Raw genomic sequence first — 17,037 nt, 5'->3', positions numbered from 1 at the left:
GCCACGCGCATCATGTACGCCTCGCAGGACGCCCAGGGCCGACCCATCGCCGTGACCGGCACCGTGCTGACCCCCACCGCCCCGTGGACGGGCGGCGGCGGGCGCCCCGTGATCAGCTACGCAGTGGGGACCCAGGGGGCGGCGGACCGCTGCGCCCCGTCCCGCACCCTCTCCACCGGCGTGCAGTACGAGGGCGTCGGGATCACGTCCCTGCTGAGCCGCGGCCACGCCGTGGTGGTCACCGACTACGAGGGCCTGGGCACCCCGGGCGCGCACACCTACATGGTCCGGGAGGCCCAGGCGCACGCCGTCCTCGACGCGGTGCGCGCGGCCGCCCAGGTGTCGGGGTCGGGCGTCACCGCGACCGCGCCGGTCGCGCTCGCGGGCTACTCACAGGGCGGCGGGGCGGCCGCGGCCGCCGCCGAGCTCGCGCCCGACTACGCCCCGGAGCTGGACCTCAAGGGCGCCTACGCGGGCGCCCCGCCGGCCGACCTCGTGCAGGTCGCGGGCCGGATCGACGGCGGTCTCTACGCGGCCTTCCTGCTCTACGCGATGGCCGGGCAGCTCGCCGCGTACGACGTGGACCCGGCCACGCATCTCAACGAGACCGGCCTGACGGCCCTCGCCGGCGCGGCCGAGACCTGCATGGTGGGCAGCCTCGCCTACGCGCACCTCGACTCCGCCACACTGACCCACACGGGGCAGGACTTCCCTGAGCTCGTCCGCTCCGATGCCGAGCTGGCCGGGATCCTCGCCGAGCAGCGGATCGGCGCACCGGGCCGCCGTCCGGATGTGCCGGTGATGATCGCGCACTCCGTCACGGACGACGTCATCCCGTACCGCACCGGCCGCGACCTGGGCCGCCGCTGGTGCGCGGAGGGCGCGCGGGTGCGTTTCGACCCGCTCCTCACCCCGACCCACGTGGGCGGCCACGTGGCCTCGCTGCCGCGGATGGGGGCGTTCCTGGACGCGACCCTCGCCGACCGCTGGACCGCCGACTCGTGCGGGTGGTTCTGAGCCTCGGCTAGCGTCGGGGCCAGGACCGTCCCGCCCACCGAAGGAGCAGTCATGCGCGCCGAGCAGGTCACCGATCCCATCGCCTACCACGGCGAGGGCCCCGTCTGGGCCGCCTCGTGGGGCACCGCCGCCGAGGGCGTGACCGCCGGCGGCGGTCTGCGCTGGGTGGACATGCTCGCCGGGGACGTCCTGTCCCTGCGCGCCGACGGCACGGTGGACCGCACGCACGTCGGCGACGTGGCCGCCGCGCTGCGCCCGCGTGCGGGGGGTGGCGCCGTCGTCGCGGTGGAGCGGGGCTTCGCCCTGATCTCGCCCGAGGGCGAGCTGACGACGCTGCCCGAGCTGTGGGGCGCGGACGCCGGGATCCGGATGAACGAGGGCGGCTGTGACCCAGACGGCCGGTTCCACTGCGGCACCATGGCGTACGCCAAGACCCCCGGCGCCGCGAACCTCTACCGGCTCGCCCCCGGACCCGACGGCGGCGCCGGCGAGGTGGACGTCGTGCTGACCGGCGCGACGACGTCCAACGGCCTGGAGTGGAGCCCCGACGGCACGCGGGCCTACTACAACGACACCCCCACACGGCAGGTGGCCGTGTTCGACTACTCCCGCGAGGAGGGCCTGACGAACCGCCGCGTGCTCGTGGACGTGCTCGACGGGGAGGGCAAGCCGGACGGACTCACCGTGGACGCCGAGGGCGGGATCTGGGTGGCCGTGATCAGCCACGGGCAGATCCACCGGTACACGCCCGAGGGGACGCTCGACGAGGTGGTCGAGGTGCCCGTGCAGAAGACGACGGCGTGCACCTTCGGCGGCGACGACCTCGGCACCCTCTACATCACCACCTCCTGGGAGAACCTGGAGCGCGGCGAGGACCCGCTGGCCGGGGCCCTGTTCGCCGTCCGCCCGGGGGTGACGGGCCTGCCGGCCCGGCCCTTCGCGGGCTGAGGCCGTCACGCCGCACGTCGTCGGCGCGGTCCTGCGTCTTGCTGCGTCGTCGTGCGCCATCCTGCGCCGTCCTGCGCCGCGAGCCAGACGAATCTGCGGTCCAGAGGCTCCTTTCAGCGCGGAATCGTCTGGCTCGCGCCGGACTCAGGGGACGGCCGCGTGCTGCCGGATCCACGCGTGCATCGCGATGCCGGCGGCCACGCCCGCGTTGATCGAACGGGTGGAGCCGTACTGCGCGATGGACAACACCGCGCTCGACGCCGCCCGCACCTCCGCCGAGAGCCCCGGCCCCTCCTGCCCGAAGACGAGCACGCAGGCACGCGGGAAGTCGAAGGTCTCCACCGGCACCGACTCGGGGAACAGGTCCACGCCGAGCACGGGCAGCCCCTCCCCCGCCGCCCACTCCGTGAACGCCGCCACCGTCTCGTGGTGGCGCACGTGCAGGTACCGGTCGGTGACCATGGCGCCGCGCCGGTTCCAGCGGCGCCGCCCGATGATGTGCACCCCGGCGGCGTTGAACGCGTTGGCGGTGCGCACGACGGTGCCGATGTTCAGGTCGTGCTGCCAGTTCTCGATGGCCACGTGGAACGGGTGGCGCCGCGCGTCGAGGTCCGCGACGATCGCCTCGAGGCTCCAGTAGCGGTAGCGGTCGAGCACGTTGCGGCGGTCGCCGTGCGCGAGCAGCTCCGGGTCGTAGCGGGGGTCCTCCGGCCACGGGCCGGTCCACGGCCCGACGCCGACCTCGCGGGGCACGGCGCCGTCCTCGGCCGGCGCGGGCTCTCTCAGCGGCCGGCCTCGGACCGGTCGACGGCGGCCCAGGCGGCCCCGGCGGACACCGCGGCCACGGAGAGCACGGCCGGCCACGCGCCGATCTTCTTGGCCAGCGGGTGGGAGGCGCCGAAGCCGCCGAGGTACAGGGCGGCCAGGCCCCCGGTGACGGCCGGCCCCCGCGTGGCCAACCACGTCCGGCCGGCGTACAGGCCGGCGGCGGCCAGCACGACGCCGCCGAGCGGGCGGATGCCGGTCTCACGGGCCGTCAGGTAGCCGCCGATCAGACCGAACGCGGCGACCGGGGCCGTGGAGACGGCGTGGGCGGGGAGCAGGGTCTTGCCGTCACGGACGACGGGCGGGGCATGGCGCGGAGTCTTCATGGCGCCACCGTAGCGCGCGCATCCTGGAATCCGCCGGGGGCCACCGTCGGGGAGAATGTCCTGGTGAGCATGATCGACAACGCCGTGTACGTGGACGGGCGGCGCGTCCACGCCCCCTCCACCCTCGAGGACACCTGGGAGGAGTGTGAGCGCACCGGCGGCATGGCCTGGCTGGGCCTGTACCGCCCGGACGTGGCCGAGCTCCAAGCGGTCGCGGAGGAGCTGCGCCTGCACCCGCTCGCCGTCGAGGACGCCCTCGCCGGAGGCGAGCGCGCCAAGCTGGACCGCTACGGCGAGGACTCGTTCATGGTCCTGCACCCGGCCCGCTACGTCGACCGCACCGAGACCGTGGAGTTCGGCGAGCTGAGCGTCTTCACCGGTGAGCACTACGTGGTGACGGTGCGTCACGCGGAGGAGCCGGACCTGGCCGCCGTGCGACGGTCCCTGGAGACGGAGGGCCGCGAGCGCCTCGCGATGGGGCCGTGGCAGGTCACCCTGGAGATCCTGGACCGGGTCGTGGACGACTACTTCCCGGTGGCCGACGGCCTCGAACAGGACATCGCGGAGATCGAGGACCAGGTCTTCGCCGGCGACGGGCACGTCTCCCGGCGCATCTACGAGCTCTCCCGCGAGGTGCTGAACTTCCAGCACGCCATCCGCGCGCTGCCGTCCATCGTGGAGCAGCTCCAGGAGGAGGTGCGCACCCGTCTGCACGAGGACACCCGCCGCCTCGACGCCGACGGCCTGCCCCGGCGCGACGACGCCCACGCCTGGGAGGACGAGGAGCTCAGCGATCAGGCGCGCCTCGAGGTGGAGAACCTGCGCCGCCTGCGCGACGTCCACGACCACGCCGTCCAGATCAACGAGCGCGTGACGACCATGCGCCAGATGCTCAACAGCGCCCTCGAGCTGGACTCGACGCTGGCGTCGAAGCGGCTGGCCGAGCAGTCGATCGCCCAGAACGAGCAGGTCAAGCAGATCTCGTCCTGGGCGGCGATCATCTTCGCGCCGCAGCTGGTGGGCTCGGTCTACGGCATGAACTTCGACGGCATGCCCGAGCTGCACTGGGCGTTCGGCTACCCGTTCGCCCTGGGACTCATGCTGGCGGTGGCCCTCACGCTGTTCGTGCTGTTCAAGCGCGCGGACTGGCTCTAGGCGGGCGGCGCGGGGCCGGCCGAGGCTCAGTCGAGGCCGAGCTCGTCCTTGCCGAACGCGTACAGGTACGGCACCCCCGCCTCCTCGGCCACGCGCTCGGCGGCCCCGGTCGCGCGGTCCACGATCACGGCCACGGCCTGGACGTCGCCGCCCGCGTTGCGCACGCCCTCGACGGCGGTCAGCGCGGAGCCGCCCGTCGTCGAGGTGTCCTCCAGCACGACGACGCGGCGACCGTCCACGCCCGGGCCCTCCACCTGCCGGCCCATGCCGTACGACTTCTGCGCCTTGCGCACCACGAAGGCGTCGAGCGCGCGGCCTGCGGCGCCAGCCTGGTGCATCATCGCGGTGGCCACGGGGTCCGCACCCATGGTCAGCCCGCCCACCGCGTCGCACCCGATCCCGTTCTCCTCGAGCAGGCGCAGCATCACGCGGCCGATCAGCGGGGCGGCCTCGTGGTGCAGGGTGACCCGACGCAGGTCCACGTAGTAGTCCGCCTCCTTGCCGGAGGACAGGGTCACCCGGCCGTGCACCACAGCCAGATCCTGGATGAGCTGCTTGAGCCGCTCGCGGTCCTGCTCGGGCGTGGGGACGGTGGGGGTCTGCGCGTCGGTCATGCCGCCCATGCTAGTGCGGGCCCGACCGCCCCTGCCGCTTCCGTCCCGGACTGGCTAGGCTCAGGCCATGAGCGAGATCCAGCACGACGACGCCGTCCAGCATCCCTCCGGCCTGCCCCTGGCGCACTGGCTCACCCTCACCGAGGGCCTGATCGCGGCGCGCGTGGCCGAGAGCCTCGAGGAGCACGGCCTCACCCGCGCCCAGTGGCAGTTTCTGAACACCCTCACGGTGGCCCCGCAGTCCCGCGCCGAGCTCGAGGCCGGCTTCGAGGAGGAGCAGCGCGGCGCGGTGTCCGGTCAGATCGAGGAGCTGGTCGAGTCCCGCTGGGTGACGGTCGAGGGCGACCTCTACACCCTCACCGCCACGGGCCGCACCGCGGGCGCCCGCGTCGGTGAGGCGGTCGAGGCCCTGCGTGCCGAGGCGACGGCGGACGTCCCGCGGGACCAGATCGACGACGCCGTCCGCGTCCTGCGCCGCATCGCCCGCAACCTGGGGCACCCGGACGCGTGAGCCGTCGTCGCCGACCGACCCTGTCCCCGTGCGCGGGGCCGGTCCTACGCTGACCGGCATGCGTGAACTCCAGCAGCGGATCATCGCCCAGCAGGGCGTCCTCCCCGAGATCGACCCGGCGGCCGAAGTCGAACGGCGCGTGGCCTTCCTCGCCGACTACCTCGCGGCCACGGGCGCGTCCGGCTTCGTCCTGGGCATCTCCGGCGGCGTGGACTCCACGGTGGGTGGCCGGCTGGCCCAGCTCGCCGCCGAGCGTCGCCGCGCCCAGCTCGGCGTCACGGACGCCGTCGCCCTGGGCGGCCCCGGCACCGCCCCGCCGGGTGAGGCGGGGGTGGGCGCCGACGTCGTGCCCTCCCGCGAGAACCCCCGGTTCACCGCCGTGCGCCTGCCCTACAAGGTGCAGCACGACGAGGCGGATGCCCGGGCCGCCATGGACTTCGTGGGCGCGGATCAGGACGTCACCCTGAACATCGCGGAGGCCGTGCAGGGTCTGGCCGCCGCCTTCGCCGAGGCCGTGGGGGAGCCGATCTCGGACTACAACCAGGGCAACGTCAAGGCCCGCATCCGCATGACGGCCCAGTACGCGGTGGCCGGCGCCCACGGGCAGCTGGTGATCGGCACGGACCACGCGGCCGAGGCCATCACCGGCTTCTACACGAAGTTCGGCGACGGCGGCGCGGACGTCCTGCCGCTGGCCGGCCTGAACAAGCGGCAGGTGCGGGCGCTGGGCCGCGAACTCGGCGCCCCCGAGCCCCTGTGGAACAAGGTGCCCACCGCGGACCTGCTGGACGGCACGCCGGGCCAGACGGACGAGGCCGAACTCGGGATGACGTACGAGGACATCGACGACTACCTCGAGGGCAAGGACGTCCCCACCGAGGTCGCGGAGAAGCTCGAGGGCATCTGGCTCCGCAGCCGCCACAAGCGCACCACGCCGGTGACGATCCACGACGACTGGTGGCGCTGAGGCGCCGATCCCACGGTGTCCGCGCCCTTCGATAGCCTGGCCGGGTGAAGATCGCCACCTGGAACGTCAACTCCCTCCGTGCCCGCGCCGACCGCGTCGAGGCCTTCCTCGAGCGCCATGACATCGACGTCCTGGCCATCCAGGAGACCAAGTGCCGGGACGAGAACTTCCCCTGGGAGCTCTTCGAGCGCGCCGGCTACGAGGTGGCGCACAACGGCACCTCGCAGTGGAACGGCGTGGCCATCGCCTCCCGCGTCGGCCTGAGCGACGTGCAGCGCGGCTTCCCCGGCCAGCCGCACTTCGGCAAGGGCGGCGTGGACCCGCAGGAGGAGTCCCGCGCCATCGGGGCGACCGTGGGTGCCGAGGCGGCCGACGGCGTCGCCCCGGTGCGCCTGTGGAGCCTGTACGTGCCCAACGGGCGCGGCCTGGAGAACGAGCACATGGGCTACAAGCTCGAGTGGCTGCGCGTGCTCCAGGAGCACGCGGCCGCTCGCCTCGCCGAGGACCCGGACACCCGGCTCGCCCTGGCCGGCGACTGGAACATCGCTCCGCAGGACGAGGACGTGTGGGACATCGAGCTGTTCCAGCGCGAGGGCTACACGCACGTCTCCCCGGCCGAGCGCGCGGCGTTCCACGCGTTCGAGGACGCCGGGCTGGTGGACGTGGTGCGCCCGCGCCACCCCGGCCCCGGCGTGTACACGTACTGGGACTACACGGGCCTGGCCTTCCCCAAGAAGAAGGGCATGCGCATCGACTTCCAGCTGTGCTCCCCCGCCCTCGCACGGACGGTCACGGACGCCTGGATCGACCGCGAGGAGCGCAAGGGCAAGGGCGCCTCGGACCACGCGCCCGTGGTCGTCGAGCTGGGCTGAACCACGGACGAGCCCGCGATGACCCACGACGACGGCGGCCCGCCCCCGGGTGTCGCGCGCGGCACCGCGCACCTGCGCGTCTTCCAGCCGCTGGCCGCGTTCCCGGACGCGGTCCAGGCGCGGCTGATCGCCGGCGGCCACCGCACCCGTGCCGAGGTCGAGGCCGAGGCGGCCGAACGGGCCCGGCGTCGCCTGGCCCGGCCCGTGGCCGACCCGTTCCCGGAACCCGGTGAGGACGACCTGGTGCGGGTCCTCCAGGACGAGCACCGCTCCGCCTTCTACTGCCCGGACGAGCGGGGCCTGCGCGCCGAGATGGCCGCGGCCATGCTCGAGGAGACGATGCTGCCGCGGCTGCACGAGGCCGCCATCCCGCCGGCGGCGCGCGCCATGAACCGCGGCCGCGCGCTCGTGGCGCTCGAGGACGAGTGGGGCCTCTCCCCCGACCCGGACGCGGCGGGCCAGGACCCGCAGGACGAGGGCGGCGCGCCGGAGCACCACCGCGTGCAGACGCGCACGGCCACGTGGGGTGTGCCGCACGGCTGGCTCACGGTGTTCGACCCCGAGGAGCCGGTGAAGCGCCTCGTGGACGGCGAGCGCACGGCGTACCGGCGCGCCCCGATCGTGGCCGCCCGGGAGCGGGCCGGGCACGCGGCGGCGGTGCTCGCGCGGCACGCCCCGGATGCGGAGCTGATCGGCGAGCTCACGGTGATGGTGGAGTGGCTCGGCGCGTTCCACCCCGACTCGTGGATCGAGCTGGACTACGGCGGCCTCACGCGGCACGTGTGGCCGGACGACTCCGTCTTCGACCTGTGGACGCTCATCGACGCGCTCGAGGAGGGCGACGAGGCGACCGCCGGCGTCGCACAGGAACGACTGAACCGGCGCTGGGCCGCCGTCGGGATGCTGGCCAGGCTGACCTGAGCCGGCCGCCGGCGCACCGGGGTGGGGCCGACCCGGGTGCTCGAGACGCACACCACGCCGCCGACGCCGCTCACGCGGGGCGCGCGCTCCCGCGTCGGGCCTAGGGTGGATCCCATGACCACGCAGCGCCTGAGCACCCCGCCCTCGGAAGCCCGGAACCGGCCCGTCACCCCGTGGTGGGTGGACGCCGTGATCTACCAGGTGTACCCGCGCTCCTTCGCGGACGCGGACGGGGACGGCATGGGCGACCTGCGCGGCGTCACCTCGCGCCTCGACTACCTGGCCCAGCTCGGCGTGGACGCGATCTGGCTCTCGCCCTTCTACCTCTCCCCGCAGCACGACGCCGGCTACGACGTCGCGGACTACCGCGCCGTGGACCCGCGGTTCGGCACGCTCGCGGACGCGGACGAGATGATCGCCGCCGCGCACGAGGCCGGCATCCGCGTGGTCGTGGACCTCGTGCCGAACCACACCTCGTCCGAGCACGCGTGGTTCCAGGCCGCCCTGGCCGCCGCCCCCGGCTCCCCCGAGCGCGCCCGCTACCACTTCGCCGAGGGCCGCGGCGAGCACGGCGAGCTGCCCCCCAACAACTGGGAGTCCACGTTCGGCGGCGGGGCCTGGACCCGTGTGACCGAGGCGGACGGCACCCCGGGCCAGTGGTACCTGCACCTGTTCGACACCACGCAGCCGGACCTGAACTGGGAGAACGAGGAGGTGCGCGAGGAGTTCCGCTCCATCCTGCGGTTCTGGCTGGACCGCGGCGTGGACGGCTTCCGGGTGGACGTGGCCCACGGGCTCATCAAGCAGCCCGGCTACCCGGACGCCGAGCACTCCCGCATGGGCATGGTCACGGACGCGGGCGAGGACGCCGACCCCACGTTCGACCCGGACACCTTCGAGCCGCTCACCCCGTTCATGGACCAGGACCGCGTCCACGAGGTCTACCGGGACTGGCGGCGGGTCCTGGACTCCTACGACCACGAGCCGATGATGGTGGCCGAGGCGTGGGTGGCCCCGCTCTCGCGGATGTTCCGGTACGTCCGCCCCGGCGAGATGCACCAGACCTTCAACTTCACCTACCTCATGGCCGGCTGGGACGCCGCCTCGCTGACCCACGCGATCGACCGGTCCTTCGAGCAGGCCGGCCGGGTCGGCGCCCCGAACACCTGGGTGCTCTCGAACCACGACACGGTGCGCCACGCCTCCCGCTACGGCCTCGCCGACCCGAGCTCCTACCCCGCCGGCATCACGGCCGAGGACGAGCAGCCAGACGAGGCGGTCGGTCGCCGTCGGGCCCGCGCCGCCGCGATGGTGGAGCTGGGCCTGCCCGGCTCCGCGTACATCTACCAGGGCGACGAGCTGGGCCTGCCCGAGCACACCACCCTCGCCGCCGAGCATCGCCAGGACCCGTACTTCTTCCGCACGGACGGCAAGGAGCCCGGCCGCGACGGCTGCCGCATCCCTCTGCCGTGGGCCGCGGACGAGCCGTCCTACGGCTTCTCGACCCCCGCGGACGACGACGGCCCCGCGTCCGCCGCCGAGGGCGTCGCCGCGCCGTGGCTGCCCCAGCCCGCGTCCTTCCGGGCGCTGGCGGCGGACCGGCAGGTCGGCGTCGAGGGCTCCGTGTTCGAGCTGTACCGGCGTCTGCTGCAGATCCGCGGCGAGCTCGACCTGGGCACGGGCACGTTCGCGTGGTCCGAGCACCACGACCCCGCACGCGGGGTGCTGGCGTTCACGGTCACCTCGGGCGGTGGCCGGCACCTGGGCTCGGGCGAGCCGATCCCGGCGCGCACCGTGCTCGTGATGGCGAACCTGTCGACCGATCCCGTCGACCTGCCCGCGGGCCATTCCCGGGCCCTGTTCTCCCTCGAGGAGGCGGAGGCCGTGCAGGACGGGCGGCTCGCGCACGACGCCGCCGCGTGGCTGCTCATGGACTGAGCCCGGCGCGCCCCGGGACCCGCCGGGGCACCCCGGACCTTCCGCGGGGAATCCGCGGTGGGCGAGGTCACATCATCCGGCCCGGCCGGACGAACGCGACGTAACGTCCACGATGACTCGCATCACACCGGACAAAGTGGCATGAACGCTGTGTCACGAGTCACCATGGTGTGTCCTGATCCACCCCCCTTCGAGCGGAGACTTCACGTGAGCACCTCCCCCTTCGGCTCCCGCGTCGCCGAGACCGGCGCGGCCACCGCGGACCGCGGGCAGCTGCACCGCGGCCTGAGCCAGCGGCACATCATGTTCATCGCCCTGGGCACGGCGGTGGGCACCGGCCTCTTCTACGGCTCGGCCGGCGGCATCCAGGCCGCCGGGCCGGGCGTGATCCTGTCCTTCCTCGTCGCGGGCGCCGCCGTGTTCCTCGTGATGCGCGCCCTCGGCGAGATGACGCTCCGGGAGCCCGTCTCCGGGTCCTTCGCCGCCTACGCCTCCCGTTATCTCGGCCCCTTCGCCGGCTACGTGACCGGCTGGACCTTCGTCTTCGAGCTGGCCGTCGTGATCGTCGCGGACACCGCCGCCATCACCACGTACATGGCGTTCTGGTTCCCGGGGGTCCCGGCCTGGGCCTGGGTCGCGGCCACGATCCTCGTGGTCGGCCTGATCAACTTCACGCACGTCGGCAACTTCGGTGAGGCCGAGTTCTGGCTGACGCTCGTGAAGGTCGGGGCCATCGTGGCGATGATCTTCGGCGGTGTGATCCTGCTCTTCACCGGCGCCTCCACCGCGGACGGCACCCAGGCCAGCCTGGCGAACCTCGTGGACCACGGCGGATTCCTGCCGCACGGCATCCTGGGCGTGCTGACCGCGCTCACCATCGTGACGTTCTCCTTCGGCGGCATCGAGACCCTCGGCGTGGCCGCGGGCGAGGCCAAGAACCCGGAGAAGGTGCTGCCCAAGGCCATCAACACGGTGCCGATCCGCATCCTGTTGTTCTACGTGCTGACGATGGCGGTCATCATGGCCCTCGTCCCCTGGAACCAGGTGGACGGCAAGGCCAGCCCGTTCGTGCAGATCTTCGAGGGCCTCGGCGTCCCCTTCGCCCCGCACCTGCTGAACTTCGTGGTGCTCACCGCCGCCGTCTCCGCGATCAACGCCTGCATCTACGCGTCCGGTCGCCTGCTCTACGCGATGGCCCACGACGGCCAGGCACCCCGGGCCTTCACCCACACCAACCGCGGCGGCGTGCCGTGGCTGTCCGTGGCCGTGATGCTGGGCGTGATGGTGCTCGGCGCGGTGCTGATCACCGTGGACCCGAACGCCTTCAGCCTGGTGGCCGGCGTCGCCTCGTTCGCCGTGGTGCTGACCTGGGCCATGATCTTCCTGTCCCACCGCGCCATGCGCAGGCGCGTCGCGGAGCAGGGCGCGGAGCCGTCCCCCTTCCCCATGCCGCTGGGCGGCGTCGGCACCTACCTGGGCCTGGCGTTCGTGGCCACCGTGGTGATCACCATGGCCACCATCCCGGATTCGCGCCAGGCGCTCATCATCGGTCTCGTGTGGGTCGCGGTCCTGACCCTCGCCTGGTTCGTCACGGGCACCCGCACGTCGGCCGCGGCCCACGACCGCACCGGCACCCTGCCGGTGGTCCGCACCCGCCAGTCCCACGAGGACTGACCCCCACGACGACGACGGCCCCTGTCCCGCGCGGGACAGGGGCCGTTCTCGTCGGGGCCGGGAGGGCGCCCGGGGGCGGACGTCAGTGCCCGTGGCGGCGCAGCCGGGTGCGGCGCGGCCCCTCCGAGGCCGGGACGCCGGCGGCCGCATCGGCGATCCGCTGCTGGTGGTCCCGGCTGAGCGAGGCCCACCACTGCGAGGCCGCCACGGGGCCGGCGTCGACCACCTCGTCGTCGTCGGACTCGAGGCCCAGGCGGTCCTTGATGGAGGCCAGCATGGCCTGACGGCGCACCGCCTCCACCCGCGCCACGGAGTAGCCGAGCGAGCGGAACGTGGCCAGGCAGATCAGCAGCATCAGCACGGAGAACGGCAGGCCGATGGTGATGGCCAGGACCTGGATGGCGGACAGGCCGCCGGCGGCCAGCAGGGCCGCGGCCATGAGCGAGGTGGCGATGGCGAAGAAGATCTTCACCGTGGCCTTCGGGTTCACGTCGCCGCCGGTGGCGAGCATGCCCATCACCAGCGAGCCCGAGTCGGCGGAGGTGATGAAGAAGATGCCCGAGAGGATGATGGCGCCGACCACGAGCATCATGCCCGCGGGCAGCTGCTCGAGCACCTGGAAGAGCGCGGTGTTCGAGTCGATGGCGCCGTCCGCGCCCACCACGGAGGTGTACCCGGCCGGGCGGGTGGTCTCGAGGAAGATCGCGGTGCCGCCCAGGATGCCGAACCAGACCACGCAGACCAGGGTGGGCACCAGCAGCACGCCGGCGATGAACTCGCGCACGGTGCGACCGCGCGAGATGCGGGCGATGAAGATGCCGACGAACGGCGTCCAGGACATCCACCAGCCCCAGTAGTACGCGCTCCAGCCGGCCTGCCACGCGTCGCCCTCGGCGCCGTAGAACGCGGAGACGTTGAGCGAGTTCGCGAAGAAGTACTGCATGTAGGAGCCGAGGGACTGCACCATCTCCTTGAGCAGGAACGCGGTGGGCCCCACGATCGCGATGAACAGCAGCAGTCCGGCGGCCAGGATCAGGTTGGTGTTGGACAGCCACTTCATGCCGCGCTCGACACCGGAGACCACGGTGTAGAGCACCACGCAGGTGACCGCGCCGATCATGGCGTACTCGAGCCAGGGGCTGTCCTCGGGCACGATGCCCAGCGCGCGCAGGCCCGCGGACATCTGGGTGACGCCGAGGCCCAGCGAGGTGGCCACGCCGAAGACGGTGCCGATGAGGGCGATGTTGTCGATCAGGTGGCCCCAGCCGCCGCGCACGCGGCGCTCGCCGATCAGCGGCTCGAAGGCCCAGCGCAGCGCGAGGGGACGGCCACGCCGGTGGATGGCCAGCGCGACCGCCACGCCCACCACCGCGTAGATCGCCCAGGGCTGCAGGCCCCAGTGCAGGAACGTGGTGGCCAGCGCCGACTGGGCGGCCTCCGCCTGGGTGGGGTTGGCGGCCGCCACATCGGGCCGCGGATCGGTGAAGTGCATGAGCGGCTCGGTCATGCCGAAGAACACGAGGCCGATGCCCATGCCCGCCGCGAAGAGCAGGGAGAACCAGGACAGCGTGGAGAACTCGGGCTTCTCATCGGGCTTGCCCAGCGTGATCCCGCCCTTGCGGGAGAACGCGAGGTAGCCGCAGAACAGCACGAAGAACAGGGCGACGAGCGCGTACCACCACGAGAAGTTCGTGATGATGGCCTGCTGGACCAGGCCGATGCCCACGGTCATCTGGTCGGGGGCGAGCAGCGTGGCCCCCACGAAGGAGAGCACGATGACCGCGGAGGGCCAGAACACCCACGGCAGCAGGACGCGGTCGCGGGCGGCCGCGGCGGAGGTGGCAGGGGCCACGCCGGCGTCGGGGGCGGTCGCCGAGGACGGATGGTTCCCGGGTTGCTCGGGGATCATGGGCTCGGTCGAGGGCGGTGTCGGATCGCTCATCCTCCCGACCTTACGTGGTCCCGCACGCCGGCTCCCTGCCTGAGACGCGGCCGAGTGGATGGTCTCACCCGGTGGGGTGACCGCACCCACGGCCCCGGCGCGGGCGTCCCCTGGTGAGGCGTGGGCGGCCTCACTAGGGTGTGGGGCACCACGACGACGGCGGCGCCGGACGGGCCCGCCCGCGAGAGGAAGGACCGCACCATGACCGACGTCCCCTTCGAGGACCGCGAGGACGAACGAGAGCTCGAGACGGACCTGCTCGCCGATCCCAACGCCGCCGGCGACCCCGAGCCGGAGGACGGCCGCGATGGCCAGCCCGTGCGCGGCGGCTCGGACGACCCGCAGCACTGGGCCGGGGAGGGACGTGCCCCGGACTCCCTGCGCAATGCGGAGTCCGCCGCCATGCACATCGAGGAGGACGCCCAGGACCGCACGCGTGCGGACGAGGGCGACGTCGAGATCCTGTGACCGCCTCTCAGCGCCGGTCGGGGACGAGGCCGGTGCGCAGGAGGGTGAGTGCCTCGTCCTGCCCGAGGAGCGGCTGACGCATCTCGTCGCGGAGGAAGTCGAGCATCGCCGCGGCCAGCGCCGGCTCTTCGGAGGCGATCGCGTCCGTCGCGATCGCGGCGTGGAAGTCGAGGGCGAACGCGGCCGTGGCGGTCTCGGCGATGCAGCTGTGGGTGGAGACGCCGCACAGCAGGAGCCGATCCACCCCGCGGCCCCGCAGCTCGGCCGCCAGTCCCGTGCCGTGGAAGGCGGAGTCCCGGGTCTTCACGACCTCGACGGCGTCCGGGGCGGCCGCCGCGACCCCGTCGAGCAGAGCCGCCTGCCGGGTGCCCGGGAAGGCGAAGCCCTCGCCGTCGGCCAGCATGTTCAACGTCCACGTGGAGCGGTCCCGCGCGTGCTCGGTCCGCACCAGGAAGACGGGACGGCCGGCCTCGCGCGCGGTCCGGAGCAGTTCCACGACCGCCGCCGTCAGCTCGGCCTGCTGGGCGGCCAGCGCGGGATGCTCGAAGTAGCTGTGCTGGACGTCGATCACCACAAGCGCGGTCTCGCCGCCGGTCGCGCGGGGGGAGGGGCGATCGGGCATCGACCCAGTGTGCCCACCGCGTCGCCGTCTGTCAGCGGCCCGTCGCCCCGGACGACGAAGGCCCCCCGCGTCTGCGGGGGGCCTTCTCGAAGTGGTGGCTCCGACCGGCGTCGATCCGGTGACCTTACGATTTTCAGTCGTACGCTCTACCAACTGAGCTACAGAGCCCGGCGACCTTCGTCACCAGGACCATGCGTCACCGGACTCCTTTTCCGAATGCCGGTGATCGGACGATCCGAGCGACCCTGACGGGACTTGAACCCGCGACCTCCGCCGTGACAGGGCGGCGCGCTAACCAACTGCGCTACAGGGCCATGTTCTGTTGTTCTCGCCGCTTTCGCAACGAGTGGAAACTCTAGCAGAGCCTCCGAGCGTCGTGCAAATCCACGCTCCACGTGCCGTTCCGGCCGCCGAGGGCGGCCGTTCTGCGTACCCCCAACGGGATTCGAACCCGTGTCGCCGCCGTGAAAGGGCGGTGTCCTAGGCCTCTAGACGATAGGGGCAGGTCCGATGTCGAGATTCCCGAGGTGGACCCTGGGAGTCTATGGTGGCCGCACACCCTCCGGCAAGTCCGGCCGCCGGCCGGCCGCCCTCCGCACCGCGGAGCCCCGCACCCCCAGGAGCCGCCGTGGACCACCGCCCGTCGCCCGACCAGCCCGCCGCCACGTGGATGAGCGAGCAGGAGTTCGACGACGCCGTCTCCGCGGCCCTCGCCCGCATCCCGGACGAGCTGGCACGGCTGCTGACGAACGTCGTCGTGGTGGTGGAGGACGAGTACGAGCCGCAGCGCTGGGAGGACCCGGCCACCGAGCTGTTCGGCCTCTACGAGGGCGTGCCGCTGACCGAGCGCGCCGAGTTCGCGTGGCAGATGCCGGACCGGATCGTGGTGTTCCGCGGCCCGCTCACCCGCCACTGCACCTCCCGCGCCGAGCTCGAGGACGAGATCACCGTCACCGTCATGCACGAGGTGGGGCATTTCTTCGGCATCTCCGAGGAGCGCCTCCACGAGCTCGGCTGGGGCTGAGCGCCGGTCAGGACTCCGGCTGGTCCTGGACCGGGCCGAACGAGGCGCGGCGGCTGAGGCGGACGTCCTCGCGGAACGGGACGACGAGCACCGGGCCCTTCGCGTGGTCCGCGACGCCGCGGCTCGTGGAGCCGACGATCGCACCGGCGAAGCCGCCCAGACCGCGCGTGCCCACCACGGTGAGGCGGGCGGTGGCGCTCTGGTCCACCAACACGTCCACGGGGGTGCCGTCCACGAGCTCGGTGAGGACCTCGAGGCCGGGGAACTCGGAGCGGATCCACGCGGCGCCGGCGTCGAGACGCTCGCGCAGCTCCCGCTCTCGGGCCTCCTCGTCCAGGCTGACGGCCAGCCACGCGGCGTTCGCGCCCAGGGGCGGGACGGCGCACACGAGCTTCAGCGGGGCCTGGCGGAGGCGGGCCTCCTCAGCGGCCTCGAGAGCGGCGGCACGGCCCTGCTCGGAACCGTCGACGCCCACCACGACGGCGGTCCTGTCCCCCGCGCGGCTGGCCTCGACCCCGGCGGGGATGATGGCGACCGGGCAGTGCGCGTGGCCGGGCAGCGCGGCGGCCACCGAGCCGAGCAGGCGGCCCATGAAGCCGCCGCGGCCGCGCGCGCCCGAGACGAGCAGGGAGGCCTCGGCGGAGAGCTCCACGAGGACGCCGGCCGCGTCCCCGATCTCCACACGCAGCTCCGGACGCACCCCGTCGGCGTCGAGCTTGCCGGCGACCTCCTCCAGGAGGGCCTGCACGCCCTCGCGGAGACGGGAGTCGTCCAGGACGGCGCCGCCGGCGTCCGCGCCGTAACCCCAGTACGCGGGGATCGAGTAGGCGGTGACGAGGGTCAGCGGCTCGCCGCGCAGGCCGGCCTCGCGCTGGGCCCAGCGGGCGGCGGAGACGGACTGGTCGGAGCCGTCCACACCCACCAGGACGCCGAGCGGTGCGTCCTCACGGCGGGTGGCGGCGGGCTGGGTCTGGGCGGACATGGCGACCTCCTCGAGTCGGACTCGACGGGCCCCGGGCGGACCCGGCCGAGTGCCTCCAGTCTACGCCTCGGGGCCCGGGATGAGTCCCGTGATCCCGGGCGAGACGCCCGCGGGGAAGCCGCGTGGATCCTCCGCGAGCCGGGCCGGGAAGGCGTCCATGCGCAGGGCGCGGGCCAGGCGGTCGCGGGGGTCGGCGCCGGGCCCGCGCCCTGCGCATGGACGCCTTCCCGG

At 73.3% G+C, this 17,037-nt stretch carries 17 protein-coding genes and 3 tRNA genes; 11 read left to right on the top strand and 9 right to left on the bottom strand.

The window, feature by feature from the left end:
• Window positions 1-1,017, top strand: a 1,017-nt coding sequence (locus FLM69_RS09115) for a lipase family protein (RefSeq protein ID WP_141843961.1), incomplete at its 5' end; no start/stop codon positions are given.
• 51 nt (window positions 1,018-1,068) lie between these two features.
• Entirely contained in the window at window positions 1,069-1,965 is an 897-nt protein-coding gene (locus FLM69_RS09110; RefSeq protein WP_049147821.1) for an SMP-30/gluconolactonase/LRE family protein, read from the top strand.
• A gap of 144 nt (window positions 1,966-2,109) precedes the next feature.
• On the opposite strand, the gene FLM69_RS09105 is transcribed toward FLM69_RS09110, so the two are convergent.
• Window positions 2,110-2,718, bottom strand: coding sequence for an RNA methyltransferase (locus tag FLM69_RS09105; protein ID WP_317676951.1), 609 nt, complete (start codon window positions 2,716-2,718; stop codon window positions 2,110-2,112).
• 29 nt (window positions 2,719-2,747) lie between these two features.
• Window positions 2,748-3,116 (bottom strand): hypothetical protein, encoded by a 369-nt coding sequence (locus FLM69_RS09100; protein WP_141843960.1) that lies wholly within the window; start codon window positions 3,114-3,116, stop codon window positions 2,748-2,750.
• A 63-nt stretch (window positions 3,117-3,179) separates the two neighbouring features.
• Here FLM69_RS09100 and FLM69_RS09095 point away from each other — a divergent pair, with 63 nt between their 5' ends.
• Entirely contained in the window at window positions 3,180-4,271 is a 1,092-nt protein-coding gene (locus tag FLM69_RS09095; RefSeq protein ID WP_336639383.1) for a magnesium and cobalt transport protein CorA, read from the top strand.
• A 26-nt stretch (window positions 4,272-4,297) separates the two neighbouring features.
• On the opposite strand, the gene pyrE is transcribed toward FLM69_RS09095, so the two are convergent.
• A complete protein-coding gene (gene pyrE / locus FLM69_RS09090; protein WP_041103612.1) occupies window positions 4,298-4,894 on the bottom strand; it encodes an orotate phosphoribosyltransferase in 597 nt (198 codons plus the stop codon).
• Between the two features lie 58 nt (window positions 4,895-4,952).
• On the opposite strand from pyrE, the gene FLM69_RS09085 reads away from it, so the two are divergent.
• The 6 genes from FLM69_RS09085 to FLM69_RS09060 all read left to right on the top strand — a co-directional run bounded on the left by FLM69_RS09085 (window position 4,953) and on the right by FLM69_RS09060 (window position 11,768).
• On the top strand, window positions 4,953-5,396 hold the full coding sequence (locus FLM69_RS09085) for a MarR family winged helix-turn-helix transcriptional regulator (protein ID WP_036340247.1): 444 nt from the start codon (window positions 4,953-4,955) through the stop codon (window positions 5,394-5,396).
• Between the two features lie 58 nt (window positions 5,397-5,454).
• Window positions 5,455-6,363, top strand: a complete 909-nt coding sequence (gene nadE / locus FLM69_RS09080) for an ammonia-dependent NAD(+) synthetase (RefSeq protein WP_141843958.1) — start codon at window positions 5,455-5,457, stop codon at window positions 6,361-6,363.
• A 44-nt stretch (window positions 6,364-6,407) separates the two neighbouring features.
• Entirely contained in the window at window positions 6,408-7,235 is an 828-nt protein-coding gene (locus FLM69_RS09075) for an exodeoxyribonuclease III (RefSeq protein ID WP_095347077.1), read from the top strand.
• A gap of 18 nt (window positions 7,236-7,253) precedes the next feature.
• Window positions 7,254-8,156, top strand: a complete 903-nt coding sequence (locus tag FLM69_RS09070) for a hypothetical protein (RefSeq protein ID WP_060973769.1) — start codon at window positions 7,254-7,256, stop codon at window positions 8,154-8,156.
• Window positions 8,157-8,270: 114 nt separating this feature from the next.
• Window positions 8,271-10,094 (top strand): glycoside hydrolase family 13 protein, encoded by a 1,824-nt coding sequence (locus tag FLM69_RS09065; protein WP_063189678.1) that lies wholly within the window; start codon window positions 8,271-8,273, stop codon window positions 10,092-10,094.
• A gap of 207 nt (window positions 10,095-10,301) precedes the next feature.
• On the top strand, window positions 10,302-11,768 hold the full coding sequence (locus tag FLM69_RS09060; protein ID WP_049147815.1) for an amino acid permease: 1,467 nt from the start codon (window positions 10,302-10,304) through the stop codon (window positions 11,766-11,768).
• Window positions 11,769-11,850: 82 nt separating this feature from the next.
• Here the strand turns inward: FLM69_RS09060 and FLM69_RS09055 are convergent, their stop codons facing one another.
• Window positions 11,851-13,710: a BCCT family transporter gene (locus FLM69_RS09055; RefSeq protein ID WP_063189959.1), complete on the bottom strand. Its 1,860-nt coding sequence runs from the start codon at window positions 13,708-13,710 to the stop codon at window positions 11,851-11,853.
• A gap of 201 nt (window positions 13,711-13,911) precedes the next feature.
• Between FLM69_RS09055 and FLM69_RS09050 the strand changes: the two genes are divergently transcribed.
• A complete protein-coding gene (locus FLM69_RS09050; protein WP_002856131.1) occupies window positions 13,912-14,178 on the top strand; it encodes a hypothetical protein in 267 nt (88 codons plus the stop codon).
• Window positions 14,179-14,185: 7 nt separating this feature from the next.
• Here the strand turns inward: FLM69_RS09050 and FLM69_RS09045 are convergent, their stop codons facing one another.
• The 4 genes from FLM69_RS09045 to FLM69_RS09030 all read right to left on the bottom strand — a co-directional run bounded on the left by FLM69_RS09045 (window position 14,186) and on the right by FLM69_RS09030 (window position 15,303).
• Window positions 14,186-14,800 carry a cysteine hydrolase family protein gene (locus FLM69_RS09045; protein ID WP_063189961.1) on the bottom strand — a complete coding sequence of 205 codons (615 nt, stop codon included), beginning with the start codon at window positions 14,798-14,800 and terminating at the stop codon, window positions 14,186-14,188.
• 92 nt (window positions 14,801-14,892) lie between these two features.
• Window positions 14,893-14,968: transfer RNA gene (locus FLM69_RS09040), tRNA-Phe, on the bottom strand.
• Window positions 14,969-15,040: 72 nt separating this feature from the next.
• A tRNA-Asp gene (locus tag FLM69_RS09035) sits at window positions 15,041-15,114 on the bottom strand.
• Between the two features lie 116 nt (window positions 15,115-15,230).
• Window positions 15,231-15,303: transfer RNA gene (locus FLM69_RS09030), tRNA-Glu, on the bottom strand.
• Window positions 15,304-15,428: 125 nt separating this feature from the next.
• On the opposite strand from FLM69_RS09030, the gene FLM69_RS09025 reads away from it, so the two are divergent.
• On the top strand, window positions 15,429-15,824 hold the full coding sequence (locus tag FLM69_RS09025; RefSeq protein WP_010079615.1) for a metallopeptidase family protein: 396 nt from the start codon (window positions 15,429-15,431) through the stop codon (window positions 15,822-15,824).
• Between the two features lie 7 nt (window positions 15,825-15,831).
• Here FLM69_RS09025 and FLM69_RS09020 read toward each other — a convergent pair whose 3' ends face one another.
• Entirely contained in the window at window positions 15,832-16,806 is a 975-nt protein-coding gene (locus FLM69_RS09020; protein ID WP_141843956.1) for a universal stress protein, read from the bottom strand.
• Window positions 16,807-17,037: the final 231 nt, after the last annotated feature.

This window comes from Micrococcus sp. R8502A1, from assembly GCF_006704135.1.
Classification (GTDB): Bacteria; Actinomycetota; Actinomycetes; order Actinomycetales; family Micrococcaceae; genus Micrococcus; species Micrococcus luteus.
Note: the sequence above shows the minus strand (reverse complement) of the source record. Positions and strands in the feature narration are given on the sequence as shown.